Origin of the sequence: Sinorhizobium sp. 22678, assembly GCF_052044265.1 — a bacterium.
GTDB lineage: Bacteria > Pseudomonadota > Alphaproteobacteria > Rhizobiales > Rhizobiaceae > Sinorhizobium > Sinorhizobium meliloti_A.
Genome location: NZ_JBQEMS010000001.1, coordinates 188,310 through 200,903, shown reverse-complemented (window position 1 = coordinate 200,903; position 12,594 = coordinate 188,310). Strand labels below are relative to the sequence as shown.

Here is a 12,594-nt window from a genome sequence, read left to right as displayed (position 1 = left end):
GGATACACGGGCAAACCTTGTTAGCCGCGCGTGAGGTTTTCCAGCTTCTTGACGGCCGTTTCGGGATTTTCGCCATAGGCGATCGTTCCGCTGAACTGGCCGTTGGCGTCGAGCAGGAAGACCGAGGCGGTATGATCCATTGTGTAGTCGCCGTCCGGCTTTGCCTCGTCGGTGGGGACTTTCTTGTAATAGACGCGGTAACCCTTGACCATTTCCAGCACCTTTTCGGGCGGACCGGAGATACCGGTGATGCGCTTGGACACGTTTGAAACATACTGGGCGAGCACTTCGGGGGTATCGCGCTCCGGATCGACGGTGATGAAGTAGGCCTGCAGCTTGTTGCCCTCGGGGTCGACCTTGTCGAGCCAGCCGTTCAGTTCGAACAGCGTGGTGGGGCAAACTTCCGGGCAATGGGTGAAGCCGAAGAAGAGCGCCGTCGGCTTGCCGGTGAACGCTTTCTCGGTGATGGGCTCGCCATTCTGGGCGACGAGGGTAAAGGGTACGCCGAAGGGGCCGGATGCGGCCTGCTGCTTCGACTGCGTCATGTCGAAGGTCAGCCAGCCGAGGACTGCCACCATGACGAGAATGGCTACCCAGAGAACGATGCGTATGGATTTCATTATTGCCACCAGTCTGTTGCTGCCCCGACGCATCTGAAACGGACGCACGGCGCCGTCGGGCCGTCAGGAATGTAGCGTTGATACCGCTTCGGACACACGGGTGCAAAGGGGACAATTGCCGCAGGTGTGCTCGAGGCGATGCGTCTCAAATGCACCAGGCGAGACCGGCTTGCGCCAGCGACAGGAAAATGTCGGCGCCATTCGCGATCCAGCCCCTGAAGGCGAGCAGAAAGACGAGCGCGAGCACGCCCGTGGCAAGGGCGAAGATCAGGGGAGAGAGCGACTTTTTGGTGTCCGTGCGCATAAGGCGATCATAACACCATGAGACGGAAGGAAAAGGGCAGCAGCGGTCGAAACGCGCGAACTTCCGCAAAGTCGCGGCCCGTGTTTTAGCGATTGTTTAAGGTCTGTTTGCCACTGTCCACAGACGCGGAGAAGTGAACCACTTCGATATGACATGAGGTCATCCGGTTTGATCGAGCCCGGTTTTCCGCATCGATCGCAACGGAGGACCCCGCCTGCCGCGGCGGGTCCAGCTATGGACTGTCATATCGATGAACACCCTTGCATCCGCCAGGAGAACGCTCTCCGTCAGCCAACGCCTTGCGACGCTTGCGGGGGCAGCTTTTCTCGGTTTCGGTTCCGTTCTCGCCGTCGGCCTCTATGAGCAAGGCAGCTCGCAAGAGGCGCTCGACAAGGCGGTTGTCGCTCAGCGCGACATGGGAACGATAGAGGAAATGCGCCTTGCCCGCCTGAAGCTCGTGCTTGCGGCAATGGACACCATCGTCGACCGCGGCGAACGCCGGATACAGCCGGAGCGTGCGGCCCAGATCAAATCCTCGCTAGAGGTCATCGAGGGCAGGCAAGCCGATCTCGAGGCGCTCGCGCGTCTTGTCGGCAAGCCGGAAGTTCTTGCCGGTTACGAAGCGGATATCGCCCAACTGCGCAAGGCCGTCGAGCAGGACCTGAAAGCGCTCGTGGAGGCCGGAGCGCCAGGCGAGGAATTCGCCCGCATCGACGATGTCATCGACGCCGCAGGCGAGCGCGTTGGCGCATCGCTTGCGCAACTGGCCGATGCCGCAGCCGGCCTGGCCGCGGCGCGCATCGCAGATGTCCGCACCAATGGTGAGCATGGGCTCATGCTCCAGGCAGCCGCCTGTTTGCTGGCAATGGCGACCCTGATCGGCCTTATCTGGTTCCATGGGAACGTCTTGCGCCCGGGCATCCTCGGTCTGCGCGACGGCATGCGGCGAATACATTCGGGCGATCTCAGGGCTGAAGTGGCGGGGCTCGACCGCGGCGACGAAATCGGCGAGATGGCACGTTCGGTCGAGCTTTTCCGGGCCTCGGCAATCGAGAAACGCGCGCTCGAGGAAGGGGCGAGGGCGAGTCGGAAGGAAATCGAGGCGGAACGCGAGCGTCACGAGACGGAGCGCGAGCAGGCTATCGGACGGATCAAGACCGCAGTCGAAGCCCTCGGCGGAGCGCTCAATCAGCTTGCAGACGGCAATCTGGCGGTTGCCATCCGCGAGCCTTTCGATAGCGGGCTCGATGCGTTGCGCCGCGACTTCAACGACACGGTGGAACGGCTGAGCCATGTCCTTTCGAGTGTCACGGAGAATACCGCCTCGATCGAATCGAACGGGCGGCAGATGCGTAGCGCGGCCGACGATCTGGCTCGGCGAACGGAAAAACAGGCCGCATCGCTGGAGCAGACCTCGGCCGCGCTCGAGGAAATCACCGTCACCGTGAAGACAGCGACCGAGCGCGCCGAAGAGGCAAGCCATATGGTCGACGAGGCGCGCATCAATGCCGAGGAGTCCGGGCGCATCGTCGGCGAGGCGATCGCCGCCATGGCCCGCATCGAGGGCGCTTCCAGCGAGATAGGCAAGATCATCGACGTGATCGACGAGATCGCGTTCCAGACCAATCTGCTGGCGCTCAATGCCGGGGTCGAGGCCGCGCGGGCGGGGGAGGCCGGCAAGGGCTTTGCCGTCGTTGCCCAGGAGGTGAGGGAGCTCGCCCAGCGCGCTGCCGGTGCCGCGAAGGATATCAAGGCTCTGGTGAGCCGCTCGGGCAACGAGGTCAAGACCGGCGTCAGGCTGGTTCAGGAGACCGGCGACGCGCTCGGCCGCATCGGTGCCAAGGTGGCCTGCATCAACGAACATATGAGCTCGATCGTCATGGCGGCGCGCGAGCAATCGACGGGCCTGCGCGAAATCAATACCGCCGTCGCTCAACTCGATCAGATGACGCAGCAGAATGCCGCCATGGTCGAGCAGACCAATGCGGCGAGCCATACGCTTGCGCAGGATGCAGAGAAGCTCAGCGAGATCGTCGGGCAATTCCGCCACGGGCAGGCGCGCGAGACGGCGATCCGCACGGCGGCGATCCGGCCGCCGGGCAGGGCAGGCCCGGCGAGGCCAGGCGCTCCGGCCGGGGCGGCAACAGCGACTGCTGCCGCGCCCGTGTCACGTCGCAAGCCCGCGGCCGCGCAATCATCCACGCGTCCAGCTCCATCTCCAGCAAAGGCGCTGATGGGAAAACTGGCTGGCGCATTCGGCAACATGCCGGGATCAACGCCGTCGGTAACGGCGTCCGGTGAAAATTGGGAAGAGTTTTGATCATGAGCAACGCAATCAAGCAGTCAGGCGCCTATCTCGAAATCGTCTCCTTTCACCTTGGTGAACAGGAATTCTGCATCGACATCATGGCAATCCGGGAAATCCGCGGTTGGGCACCGGTTACGCCGATGCCGCACACGCCGCCGTACGTTCTCGGCCTCATCAACCTCCGGGGTGCGGTGATCCCGGTCATCGACATGGCCTGCCGCCTCGGCATGAAGATGACCGAGCCGTCGGAGCGCTCCGCCATCATCGTCACCGACATCAATGGCAAGCTCGTCGGACTGCTGGTCGAGCAGGTCTCCGATATGATGACGATTCGCAGCGAAGACCTGCAGCCCGCTCCGGAGATCATCCCGGAAGCCCAGCGCGCCTTCTGCCGCGGCATCGTCGCGCTTGAAAAATCCATGGTCTGCTTCCTCAATCTCGACACCGTCATCGCCGAGGAACTGGCACAGGCAGCCTAATCACGATTTTTCAGGTCGGCTCGGCCCTGAAAGCATGACTGCCGGACCGCCAGGGACGGTTTCCGAATGGGCCCGCGAAAGCGGGCCTTTTCGCATGAGCCGGCGGACGCTCGGCGGCTGCTGCACGGCGATCGGCATCACGGCGGAGCGAGCAAATGTGAAAACGTAGCGGTCGCACGCAAGGAACCCCTGCACGCCAAACGAGTTATGCACAGGCAGCATTTGGCGAGAAGCCGTCTGCTGGTGATTACAGCCTCCGCGTTTGGAAGCTGATGTGGAAACAGACAGGAGCAACGCCATGAAAGTTTCTTTCAGAACATCGCTCGCTGCATTTGCCCTCTCATCGGCGCTTGCCGGCGTCGCCGTGCCGGCCTTTGCAGACAGTTACTATCAGGGCATCGACCCGCATAATCCTCCGGGCACTCAGAACAGAGGCGCGGTAATGGTGCCGGCCCGTCCGTATTACGTCGATCCTGCCCCGACCGGCAGCGTCTATGTCGATCCCGCACCGACGGGCAGCGTCTATGTCGATCCTGCGCCGACCGGCAGCATCTACATGGAACCGGTGCCGGGCAGCCGGGCGAGCAACGCTCCCGGCCGAGTACGGGAGCACTATACGAACGAGTATCAGGGCCCCGGTGACGGGGACTATTATCAAGGCATCGCGCCTCCGGCTCCCCGTCCCTAAACATTCCTGATGCCTCCGAGCGCATTGCGCTTTCGCGGACCACCGCCCTCAGAGGCGATGGTCCGCCGCTGCATGCTCTTTCAGGCTGAGGACGCGCCCGCAATGCCACCTTGGTCGGTGCAGGGGGCGGTCAAGTTACAGTTACGTAATGAGCATCACTCTTGGATGAGCAAAAGTGACAAATCGTCAAACGCTTTCGACCGGTGCCCGGTGTTATCTTTGTAACCGCAGCATCCGTAGGAGGCTCGTATGCTGAACAGTAGCATCCATTGGGAGGTGGGATGCCTAACGGACATAGGAGTTAATGTCATGAGACTTTCTCTGAAAAAATCATTTGCTGCATTTGTCCTGTCATCCGCCTTGGTGGGCGCCGCGGCGCCAGCCTTTGCGGATAGCTACTATCAGGGCCTCGACCCGAACCACCCTCCGGGGACGCAGAATCAGGTGCGCATGCCGACGTCGCGTAACCTGCCTCCGTCTTCGGTCGACCCGACTGCGACAGGGAGTATCGACGGAGGTCGTATGATGTCTCCGAACGGTACCTACCAGGAGAGATTCGACCCGGGTGAGGGCGACTACTATCGGGGTATTGTGCCGCCTAAACCGTAAGGCGCGAAATCAGCTACTGCATGTTTCATCGAGGCGCACCAGCTCAAGAAATTATGTATGCGGCGTAAAATGCGGCAGACCTTAGTCTCGCAGAAGCGCGCGCTGTAGCTCGGAAGGGGAGTGCGGAAACCCGTACTCCCCTTCCGGCCGTTTGATCTGCTGCGTCTGCCGGATCGCTTATTCCGGCCGCCCATTCTTCCAGGTGACCGGCTGGCCATAGAGCGGGACCGTGGTGATCGACATCTTGGCCGAACCGTCGGTCAACTGCCTCGAATGCGCCAGATAGATCAGCGCGTCGTTGGCCTTGTCGTAGATACGTGTCACCAGCAGGTTCTTCCAGATGAGGGACAGTCCGGAACGGAAGACTTCCTCCCCCTCCTTCGACAGGTCGATATCGCCGATGGCAATGGGGCCGGTCTGGCGGCAGGCGATGGAGTTGTTCGACGGATCCTCGAACCAGTTGCCGTTCTTCAGGCGGTCGATGACGCTGCGATCGAAATAGGTGACGTGGCAGGTAACCCCGGTCACCTTCGGGTCGCTCACGGCATCGATCTTGATATCGTTGCCGAGCCAGTCGACCCCGACCTGCCCAACGGTTTCGGCGTGGACGGGCGAAACCGCCGCGGCCGTGACGGTGAGGCCGGCGACAATCAAGGCACGGATGCGGCGCAACATGAGTATCCTCCAATGAACTGCACCGTTCAGATAGGCAGCGGATGCTGCAATGCAAGCACCGGCCGCCACGCCCGTCGATATGCAGGATCCATCGTGCGAGAAGTCACGCGGAGTGGCGCAGTTCCGACCGGGCGGCACGCGCTTCGCGCAATTGCGCGGCGGCTGCCGCAAGGGCGCGGGCGCTGGCGTCGATGCGGCGATCCCTTGCTACCGAGCAACGGTCGCGACCATCCGCCTTTGAGTCGTAGAGAGCGAGATCGGCGCGTATCATCACGTCGGCAATCGTTTCGCCCGCAATGGCGGCGGCGATCCCAATGCTCACGGTCAAACGGATGCGCTGATGCGAGCGGCCGGCAGGCGTCTCGCGCACCACGTGGCAGATGTCCTCCGCCAGCGCCTTTGCCTGCTCTTCCGTGTGGTCCGGCAGGACGATGCCGAATTCCTCGCCACCGATCCGTCCGAGGACGCCCCGTCCGGCGAGGAAAGCCGAGACGGTTTCGGCAAAATGCGCGAGCGCCATGTCGCCGCAGGCGTGCCCGTACTGATCGTTGATCTGTTTGAAGAAATCGAGGTCGAGCAGCAGGAAGGCAGCCGGCTCCTGGCGCGCCAGGCACTCGGCGAAGATCCGCTCGCCCTCTTCCATGAGCGTCCCGCGCGACAGCGCACCGGTCAAGCCGTCGCGTGCGATCATGGCCCTCAACCCGGCGATGATGCGGGCCTGCATCGTAAGGATCACGGCCAGGAAGACGAGGGGAAGGCACAGCACCCGCATGGTGACGAGCAGGAAATCAAACAGCATCGAAGCGGGCGGACCTGGCGGTCCCGGCAAGACGTGCGACGATGGGCCGAGAACATGAGCGAGGGCGGTGAAAACCACGGCGGCGGAGCCGACGACTACGATCTTGATCGCCGGCTTTTCGCTCGGCCAGCGGTCGGCTGCGGCCAGACCAAGGACGAGAAGTGGAGCCGCGACAACGCCCGCAACGACAATCACGGCAGCGGCCGGACTGTCATGGCCGCCGAGCGCGATGATGAAGCCGAGCACGCCGCTCGTGAATGCGAGCACCAGACAAAGCGATGCAGGCATCGACAATGCGAGGAACCAACGAAGGCCCTGTAGGACGAAGAAGAGGGAAACGGCGAGACCCGCATAGCCGAACATTGCGGCGACCGGCGCCTGCAACGCCGCCGCAACCGCCAAAGCGCCTGCCGAAGCTGCCGAAAGCGCACAACTGGCGGAGAACTCCCGAACAGCGGCGACCGGCCGCAGAGAAAGGAGAACGGGTAGCATGGCAAGAAGGGCGATGACCGGTATGGCGGAGAGAAAGCTCATTTCGAAACGGCCTGTCGTGCTAAAATAAAGTGCGGCTTGCGTTTCAGCCATTATGCAAGGCCATTGGTAACGATGGCGCATTAACGAAAGCTGGCGAAATTCGCTGCAATTTGAGCGATCACTCTCTCCATAGTTGTAGCAATCGGTCGCGGAGCTTTTCAGGGAGCGATGTCATGGCCCAGGAAGGCATATCCTTCGCAGACATACCCTTTGCAGACAGAGCCGATGCGGGTCGAAGGCTTGCTCGCGCCATCGAAGCGCATCTCACCGAGAACGCGGACTTCGCCGACCCGCTGGTGATGGCATTGCCGCGCGGCGGCGTACCGGTGGCCTTCGAGGTGGCAAGAACCCTCGGCGCGTCCCTCGAACTCCTCATCGTTCGCAAGATCGGCGCACCCGGTCATCCCGAATTCGGTCTCGGAGCGCTGGTCGACAGCGACGAGCCGCAGGTCGTCCTCAATGCCGAGGCAATGCGTATCGTCAGTCCTTCCGAGAAGTACGTCCAGGCGGAGACCGAGCGGCAAAGGCTCGAACTCGCGCGACGCCGCGTCCTCTATCTGGGCGATCAGACGCGAATTTCTCCAAGCGGGCGCAATGTCATCATTGTCGATGACGGCATTGCCACGGGCGGAACGGCCAAAGCTGCGGCGAAAGCTCTGCGGCAGGCAGGCGCCGCGGCACTGATGCTCGCCGTTCCGGTCTCGCCGAAGAGCGCGATCGTCGCCCTGCGGGACGAGGTGGACCGGCTCGTCTGTCTCGCCACCCCCACCCCTTTCCATGCGGTCAGCGTCTATTACGACGATTTCGAGCAGACCACGGATGCCGAGGTGATCGCGCTGTTGAGACAGGCGAGGGGCGGATAAACGGGGTCTTGTGCTGGGGCGTGACACAGTCTTCCGGCAAAGATAGTTGTAGTGCGCCTGAATTTGCGAACGGGGATTGAGAATGTCCGACCATCTTGCCATACGCCCGGTAACGCGCCTCGACTATGAGCAGTGGCTGCCGCTTTGGAACGGCTACAACGCCTTTTACGGCCGAGCCGGTGAAACGGCGCTCCATCCCGACATCACCCAGATGACCTGGTCGCGCTTCTTCGATGCCTATGAGCCGATGCATGCGCTGGTCGCCGAAAGCGAAGGGCGGCTCATCGGATTGACGCACTATATTTTCCACCGCAGCACGACGTCGATCCAGCCGAATTGCTATCTGCAGGACCTTTTCACCGACGAGGCCGGCCGCGGCAAGGGGGTCGGCCGGGCGCTTATCAACGGCGTCTACGAAGCGGCGAAACGCGCGGGGTCGCCGCGCGTCTATTGGCTGACCCACGAGACCAACCACACGGCGATGCAGCTTTACGACAAGGTGGCCGATAAGTCGGGCTTCGTCATGTATCGAAAGATGTTTTGAGGCCTGGGATAGGGTAGAGCGGAAAAGCGCTGCACATTTTTCCGGAAGTGCTTACACCGGCTCTACGAACCCATCCAGCACACGCTTCTGCCCGGCGCGGTCGAAATCGATCGTCAGCTTATTACCCTCGATCGCCGCGATGTTGCCGTTGCCGAACTTGATGTGGAAGACCCGGTCGCCGACATTGAAACGGGAGGGCTCGGCGCTCGTCGACTTGGCGACGAGTTCGCCTTCGATGGTGCGGGTGCGGGGCCCTGATTCGCCGTAACCGATGCGTTCGATGGCGTGGCCGGAGCGGGTGCCCCAATTGTCGCGGGTGGCGTCCGAGCGGTGCTGCTGGGCGCGCTTCCAGCCGGGCGTCTGATAATTGTTTTCGAAGGGATCGGCCTTGTCGAAGCGCGACTGGCCGTAACCGCCGCGACCGTAACCGCCATAAGAGACCTCCTGTTCGGCGACTTCCACATGGGCGAGCGGCAACTCGTCGAGGAAGCGTGAGGGAAGCGTCGATTGCCAGAGGCCGTGGATGCGGCGGTTCGAAACGAACCAGATATGACAGCGGCGCTTGGCGCGGGTGATGCCGACATAGGCGAGGCGGCGTTCCTCCTCCAGACCTGCGCGGCCGCCCTCGTCCAGAGCGCGCTGATGCGGGAACAGCCCTTCCTCCCATCCCGGCAGGAAGACGGTGTCGAATTCCAGCCCTTTGGCCGAATGCAGCGTCATGATGGAGACGGCGTCCATATTCTCGTTCTGCTCGGCGTCCATCACGAGGGCGACGTGCTCGAGAAAGCCGCGCATGGACTCGAACGCTTCCATCGAACGGATGAGTTCCTTCAGGTTTTCCAGGCGCCCGGGCGCTTCGGCCGATTTGTCGGCCTGCCACATGGCGGTATAGCCGCTCTCGTCGAGGATCTGCTCTGCAAGTTCGGTGTGCGGCGTCGATTCGAGCAAAGCCTGCCAGCGGCGGAAATCGGCGACGACGTCGAAGAGGCCCTTGCGCGCCTTCGGCTTCAATTCGTCCGTCTCGACGATCTCGCTCGCCGCGGCCAGCATCGGGATGTCGCGGGCCCGGGCGTAGTCGTGCAGGGTGCGGACGGTCGTCTCGCCGAGGCCACGCTTCGGCGTGTTGACGATCCGCTCGAAGGCGAGATCGTCGGCGGGCTGACAGACGAGGCGGAAATAGGCCATGGCATCGCGAATTTCGAGCCGCTCATAGAAGCGAGGACCGCCGATGACGCGATAGTTGAGGCCGAGCGTGACGAAGCGGTCTTCGAACTCGCGCATCTGGAAAGAGGCCCGCACGAGGATCGATATGTCGTTAAGGTTGTGCTTCTTGCGCTGGAGCTGCTCGATCTCTTCGCCGATCGCGCGAGCCTCCTCCTCGGAATCCCAGGCGGCATGAACATGCACTTTCTCGTCGTCGGGATTGGTGCGTTCGGTAAAGAGCGTCTTGCCGAGCCGGCCCTCGTTATGGGCAATCAGATGCGCCGCCGCGCCGAGGATATGCTCGGTCGAGCGGTAGTTGCGCTCCAGCTTGATGACCTTGGCGCCGGGGAAATCCTTCTCGAAGCGGAGAATGTTGTCCACCTCGGCGCCGCGCCAGCCATAGATCGACTGGTCGTCGTCGCCGACGCAGCAAATGTTGACGGTGGGCTTTCTCTCTTCGGCGCCAGGGGAATGCCCCTCCCCAACCGCTCCCGACGAGGGGGAGGGGCTAGACTGCGGCGCCGCAGGGCTTGGGGAGGGGTTGTTCTTCCCGGAACCCTGCGTCCGCTGGGCCAGCAGCCTCAGCCACATATATTGCGCCGTGTTGGTATCCTGGTACTCGTCGACGAGGATGTAGCGGAACTTGGCGTGATACTCCTTCAGCACGTCCGGATTGGCGCGGAACATGCGGATCGGATGCAGCAGCAGATCGCCGAAATCGCAGGCATTCAGGGTCAGCAGCCGGTTCTGGTAGGCGGCATAGAGCTCGCGGCCCTTGCCGTTGGCAAAGGCGCGGGCATCGCCTTCGGGGATTTGCGACGGGTCCAGGCCCTTGTTCTTCCAGGTGTCGATCATGCCGGCGAACTGCTTGGCCGGCCAGCGCTTGTCGTCGAGACCCTCCGCCTGGATGAGCTGTTTGATAAGTCGAACGACGTCGTCGGTGTCGAGGATGGTGAAATCGGACCGCAGACCCACCAGCTCGGCATGGCGGCGGAGGAGCTTGACCCCGATCGAGTGGAAGGTGCCGAGCCAGGGCATGCCCTCGACGGCGTGGCCGACGAGCACGCCGATGCGCTCCTTCATTTCCCGCGCCGCCTTGTTGGTGAAGGTGACGGCGAGGATCTGCGAGGGATAGGCGCGGCCGGTCGAAAGGATATGGGCGATCCGCGTGGTCAGAACGCGCGTCTTGCCGGTGCCGGCGCCGGCGAGCACGAGCACCGGACCTTCCAGCGCCTCGACTGCCTCCCGTTGCTCCGGGTTGAGCCCGGAGACATAGTCCGGTCGCTGCGCCTTGTCGCGGGCGGCCATGGCGCGCGCCGCGATGCCGCCGCCGGCGGCGGCGGGTTTCCGCGGCGCAGGTTCCTCGTCGAAAAAGGGAATATCGTCAAAACCTTTGGTCATGCGGCCCAATGTAGTGATTCGGGACCGAAAGGCCAGAAAGGATGTTCTTCTTTTATTCCGGAACCTTCGCCCGCTCGCGCATGCCTGTGGAAAGACTGATGTTTTCAGGTCGGCATGCCGCCGTTTATGTTTTGCCGGACGCGTCGAACACCGGATCGACCGGGACCTGCAGGGCCGTCGCCAGCTGGTTGGTCTTGGCGGCGAGCGAAATGACGCGCAGGAGATCCGCGTGCTCGGCGTCCGTCATTCCCTTGGTCCTTGCGGCGGCGGTGTGGGAATGAATGCAGTAGCCGCAGCCATTGCTCACGGAAACCGCGATATACAGCATTTCCTTCACCAGCGGGTCGAGCGCCGAAGGCGTCGCCATTACCGCCTTGACCTCCGCCCAGGTCCGCTCCAGCAGTTCGGGGTCGAAGGCGAGCCAGAGCCACATATTGTTGATGAAGTCCGATTTCCGAGTCGCCCGGATGTCGTCGAAGACGGCCTTGACGCGTGGGTCGGATTCGGGACCGGATGGCGGCGCCACAGTGCTCATGCTTACTCCATGCGTTTCAAACGAGGGCGAAGACGCGGGCCGGGCCGCCGGTGCCGCCACGGTGCTTTGGTGCGCCGAGGACCAGAGTCGCGCCCTTGGCCGGCACCTTGTCGAGATTGGCGGCCGCCTCGAGGCCCCAGCGGCCTTCCGGCAGCCAGGCGTGATGGGTGGCGAAATCGGGCGAAATGCCGTGATCGAGCGAGAGGGTATCGACGGCGATGCCGGCTGCCTTCGTGTCCTCGATCAGGAACTTGGCTGCTTCCGCGTGAAAGCCGGGGAAATGCATCTTACCGGCCGTGTCTGCATTGCGGAACTTGTCGGTACCGAGATGATCCGACCAGCCCGACAGCATGGCGACGCAGGCGTTTTCGGGAATGTCTCCATTGGCCGCAATCCAAGCCTTGATGTCGTCCGGCGTCAGCTGCGCATCCGGATCGGCGGCCGCCTTCTCGCGGATGTCGACGACGCAGAGCGGCACGAGCAGCTTGTCGAGGGGCAACTCGGCGACTGAAAGGCCGTCGGCGGAGAAGTGCAGCGGCGCATCGACATGAGTCCCGGTGTGCTCGTTCACCCGAAGTTCGAAAAGGTTGAACTTGTGTTCGGCATATTTGAACTTCTGCTCCCGGAAGAATTGCTGCTGACCGAAGAAAGTCGGAAACTCCTCATGAAGTTCATGGGTGAGATCGGTGACGCTGCCGTGGCCGGCGGCAAGCGCCGGAGGTGCGATCCCCATGCCGGCGGCGGCAATGCCTGCCGTACCGACCGCGGCCGCACGGAGCAAACTCCGCCGCGACATCATCCGCTGCTTGACCGATTCGATGACGCATGCATCGCACATTGCCGTCTCCCTTCGTGTCGAGAGCCGGCCCGAAACAGCCGCCGGCGACGAACAGAATAGCCGAGCCACGCAAGCTGTAAACATGCCGCCGACCCGCCGCCCTGCGTGTGCGGTTCAGGACGGGCGCAGGGGCCATCATGCCGCCACCAAAATCGCTTTTGTTACAATTGCGTAATGATGCCATTCCGAGATTG

Annotated in this window: 13 protein-coding genes; 6 read left to right on the top strand and 7 right to left on the bottom strand. The window is 62.7% G+C overall.

The window, feature by feature from the left end:
* Positions 1-20 precede the first annotated feature (20 nt).
* Both ACTJKL_RS01165 and ACTJKL_RS01160 read right to left on the bottom strand, forming a co-directional pair.
* Positions 21-620, bottom strand: coding sequence for an SCO family protein (locus tag ACTJKL_RS01165; RefSeq protein WP_440851966.1), 600 nt, complete (start codon positions 618-620; stop codon positions 21-23).
* Between the two features lie 145 nt (positions 621-765).
* Positions 766-924: a hypothetical protein gene (locus ACTJKL_RS01160; protein WP_100671682.1), complete on the bottom strand. Its 159-nt coding sequence runs from the start codon at positions 922-924 to the stop codon at positions 766-768.
* A gap of 250 nt (positions 925-1,174) precedes the next feature.
* Here ACTJKL_RS01160 and ACTJKL_RS01155 point away from each other — a divergent pair, with 250 nt between their 5' ends.
* From ACTJKL_RS01155 to ACTJKL_RS01140, 4 genes are all read left to right on the top strand, one after another.
* On the top strand, positions 1,175-3,244 hold the full coding sequence (locus ACTJKL_RS01155; RefSeq protein WP_440851965.1) for a methyl-accepting chemotaxis protein: 2,070 nt from the start codon (positions 1,175-1,177) through the stop codon (positions 3,242-3,244).
* Between the two features lie 2 nt (positions 3,245-3,246).
* Complete coding sequence (locus tag ACTJKL_RS01150) at positions 3,247-3,711, top strand: chemotaxis protein CheW (RefSeq protein WP_003536237.1); 465 nt, start codon at positions 3,247-3,249, stop codon at positions 3,709-3,711.
* A gap of 298 nt (positions 3,712-4,009) precedes the next feature.
* Positions 4,010-4,399, top strand: a complete 390-nt coding sequence (locus ACTJKL_RS01145; RefSeq protein ID WP_275597673.1) for a hypothetical protein — start codon at positions 4,010-4,012, stop codon at positions 4,397-4,399.
* Between the two features lie 249 nt (positions 4,400-4,648).
* A complete protein-coding gene (locus ACTJKL_RS01140) occupies positions 4,649-5,008 on the top strand; it encodes a hypothetical protein (RefSeq protein WP_100671678.1) in 360 nt (119 codons plus the stop codon).
* 177 nt (positions 5,009-5,185) lie between these two features.
* Here ACTJKL_RS01140 and ACTJKL_RS01135 read toward each other — a convergent pair whose 3' ends face one another.
* Together ACTJKL_RS01135 and ACTJKL_RS01130 are read right to left on the bottom strand one after the other, a co-directional pair.
* The gene (locus tag ACTJKL_RS01135) at positions 5,186-5,683 is read right to left on the bottom strand and encodes a CreA family protein (protein ID WP_440851964.1); all 498 of its coding nucleotides are present in this window, start codon (positions 5,681-5,683) and stop codon (positions 5,186-5,188) included.
* Between the two features lie 103 nt (positions 5,684-5,786).
* Positions 5,787-7,067, bottom strand: a complete 1,281-nt coding sequence (locus ACTJKL_RS01130; RefSeq protein ID WP_440851963.1) for a GGDEF domain-containing protein — start codon at positions 7,065-7,067, stop codon at positions 5,787-5,789.
* A 122-nt stretch (positions 7,068-7,189) separates the two neighbouring features.
* Here ACTJKL_RS01130 and ACTJKL_RS01125 point away from each other — a divergent pair, with 122 nt between their 5' ends.
* Both ACTJKL_RS01125 and ACTJKL_RS01120 read left to right on the top strand, forming a co-directional pair.
* A complete protein-coding gene (locus ACTJKL_RS01125; protein WP_324762004.1) occupies positions 7,190-7,879 on the top strand; it encodes a phosphoribosyltransferase in 690 nt (229 codons plus the stop codon).
* Positions 7,880-7,961: 82 nt separating this feature from the next.
* Positions 7,962-8,423, top strand: a complete 462-nt coding sequence (locus tag ACTJKL_RS01120) for a GNAT family N-acetyltransferase (protein WP_440851962.1) — start codon at positions 7,962-7,964, stop codon at positions 8,421-8,423.
* 51 nt (positions 8,424-8,474) lie between these two features.
* Here ACTJKL_RS01120 and ACTJKL_RS01115 read toward each other — a convergent pair whose 3' ends face one another.
* The 3 genes from ACTJKL_RS01115 to ACTJKL_RS01105 all read right to left on the bottom strand — a co-directional run bounded on the left by ACTJKL_RS01115 (position 8,475) and on the right by ACTJKL_RS01105 (position 12,400).
* Positions 8,475-11,027, bottom strand: a complete 2,553-nt coding sequence (locus ACTJKL_RS01115; protein ID WP_440851961.1) for an ATP-dependent helicase — start codon at positions 11,025-11,027, stop codon at positions 8,475-8,477.
* Positions 11,028-11,151: 124 nt separating this feature from the next.
* On the bottom strand, positions 11,152-11,562 hold the full coding sequence (locus ACTJKL_RS01110; RefSeq protein WP_018095422.1) for a carboxymuconolactone decarboxylase family protein: 411 nt from the start codon (positions 11,560-11,562) through the stop codon (positions 11,152-11,154).
* A 16-nt stretch (positions 11,563-11,578) separates the two neighbouring features.
* A complete protein-coding gene (locus tag ACTJKL_RS01105) occupies positions 11,579-12,400 on the bottom strand; it encodes a cyclase family protein (RefSeq protein ID WP_324762000.1) in 822 nt (273 codons plus the stop codon).
* Between the last annotated feature and the right edge of the window lie 194 nt (positions 12,401-12,594).

Bases quoted from the DNA above. Each gene is read 5' to 3' on its own strand.
- ACTJKL_RS01165 (WP_440851966.1), bottom strand. From the start codon at position 620: ATGAAATCCATACGCATCGTTCTCTGGGTAGCCATTCTCGTCATGGTG.
- ACTJKL_RS01155 (WP_440851965.1), top strand. From the start codon at position 1,175: ATGAACACCCTTGCATCCGCCAGGAGAACGCTCTCCGTCAGCCAACGC.
- ACTJKL_RS01150 (WP_003536237.1), top strand. From the start codon at position 3,247: ATGAGCAACGCAATCAAGCAGTCAGGCGCCTATCTCGAAATCGTCTCC.
- ACTJKL_RS01130 (WP_440851963.1), bottom strand. From the start codon at position 7,067: ATGGCTGAAACGCAAGCCGCACTTTATTTTAGCACGACAGGCCGTTTC.
- ACTJKL_RS01120 (WP_440851962.1), top strand. From the start codon at position 7,962: ATGTCCGACCATCTTGCCATACGCCCGGTAACGCGCCTCGACTATGAG.
- ACTJKL_RS01125 (WP_324762004.1), top strand. From the start codon at position 7,190: ATGGCCCAGGAAGGCATATCCTTCGCAGACATACCCTTTGCAGACAGA.
- ACTJKL_RS01160 (WP_100671682.1), bottom strand. From the start codon at position 924: ATGCGCACGGACACCAAAAAGTCGCTCTCTCCCCTGATCTTCGCCCTT.
- ACTJKL_RS01140 (WP_100671678.1), top strand. From the start codon at position 4,649: ATGCTGAACAGTAGCATCCATTGGGAGGTGGGATGCCTAACGGACATA.
- ACTJKL_RS01145 (WP_275597673.1), top strand. From the start codon at position 4,010: ATGAAAGTTTCTTTCAGAACATCGCTCGCTGCATTTGCCCTCTCATCG.
- ACTJKL_RS01105 (WP_324762000.1), bottom strand. From the start codon at position 12,400: ATGTGCGATGCATGCGTCATCGAATCGGTCAAGCAGCGGATGATGTCG.
- ACTJKL_RS01115 (WP_440851961.1), bottom strand. From the start codon at position 11,027: ATGACCAAAGGTTTTGACGATATTCCCTTTTTCGACGAGGAACCTGCG.
- ACTJKL_RS01135 (WP_440851964.1), bottom strand. From the start codon at position 5,683: ATGTTGCGCCGCATCCGTGCCTTGATTGTCGCCGGCCTCACCGTCACG.
- ACTJKL_RS01110 (WP_018095422.1), bottom strand. From the start codon at position 11,562: ATGAGCACTGTGGCGCCGCCATCCGGTCCCGAATCCGACCCACGCGTC.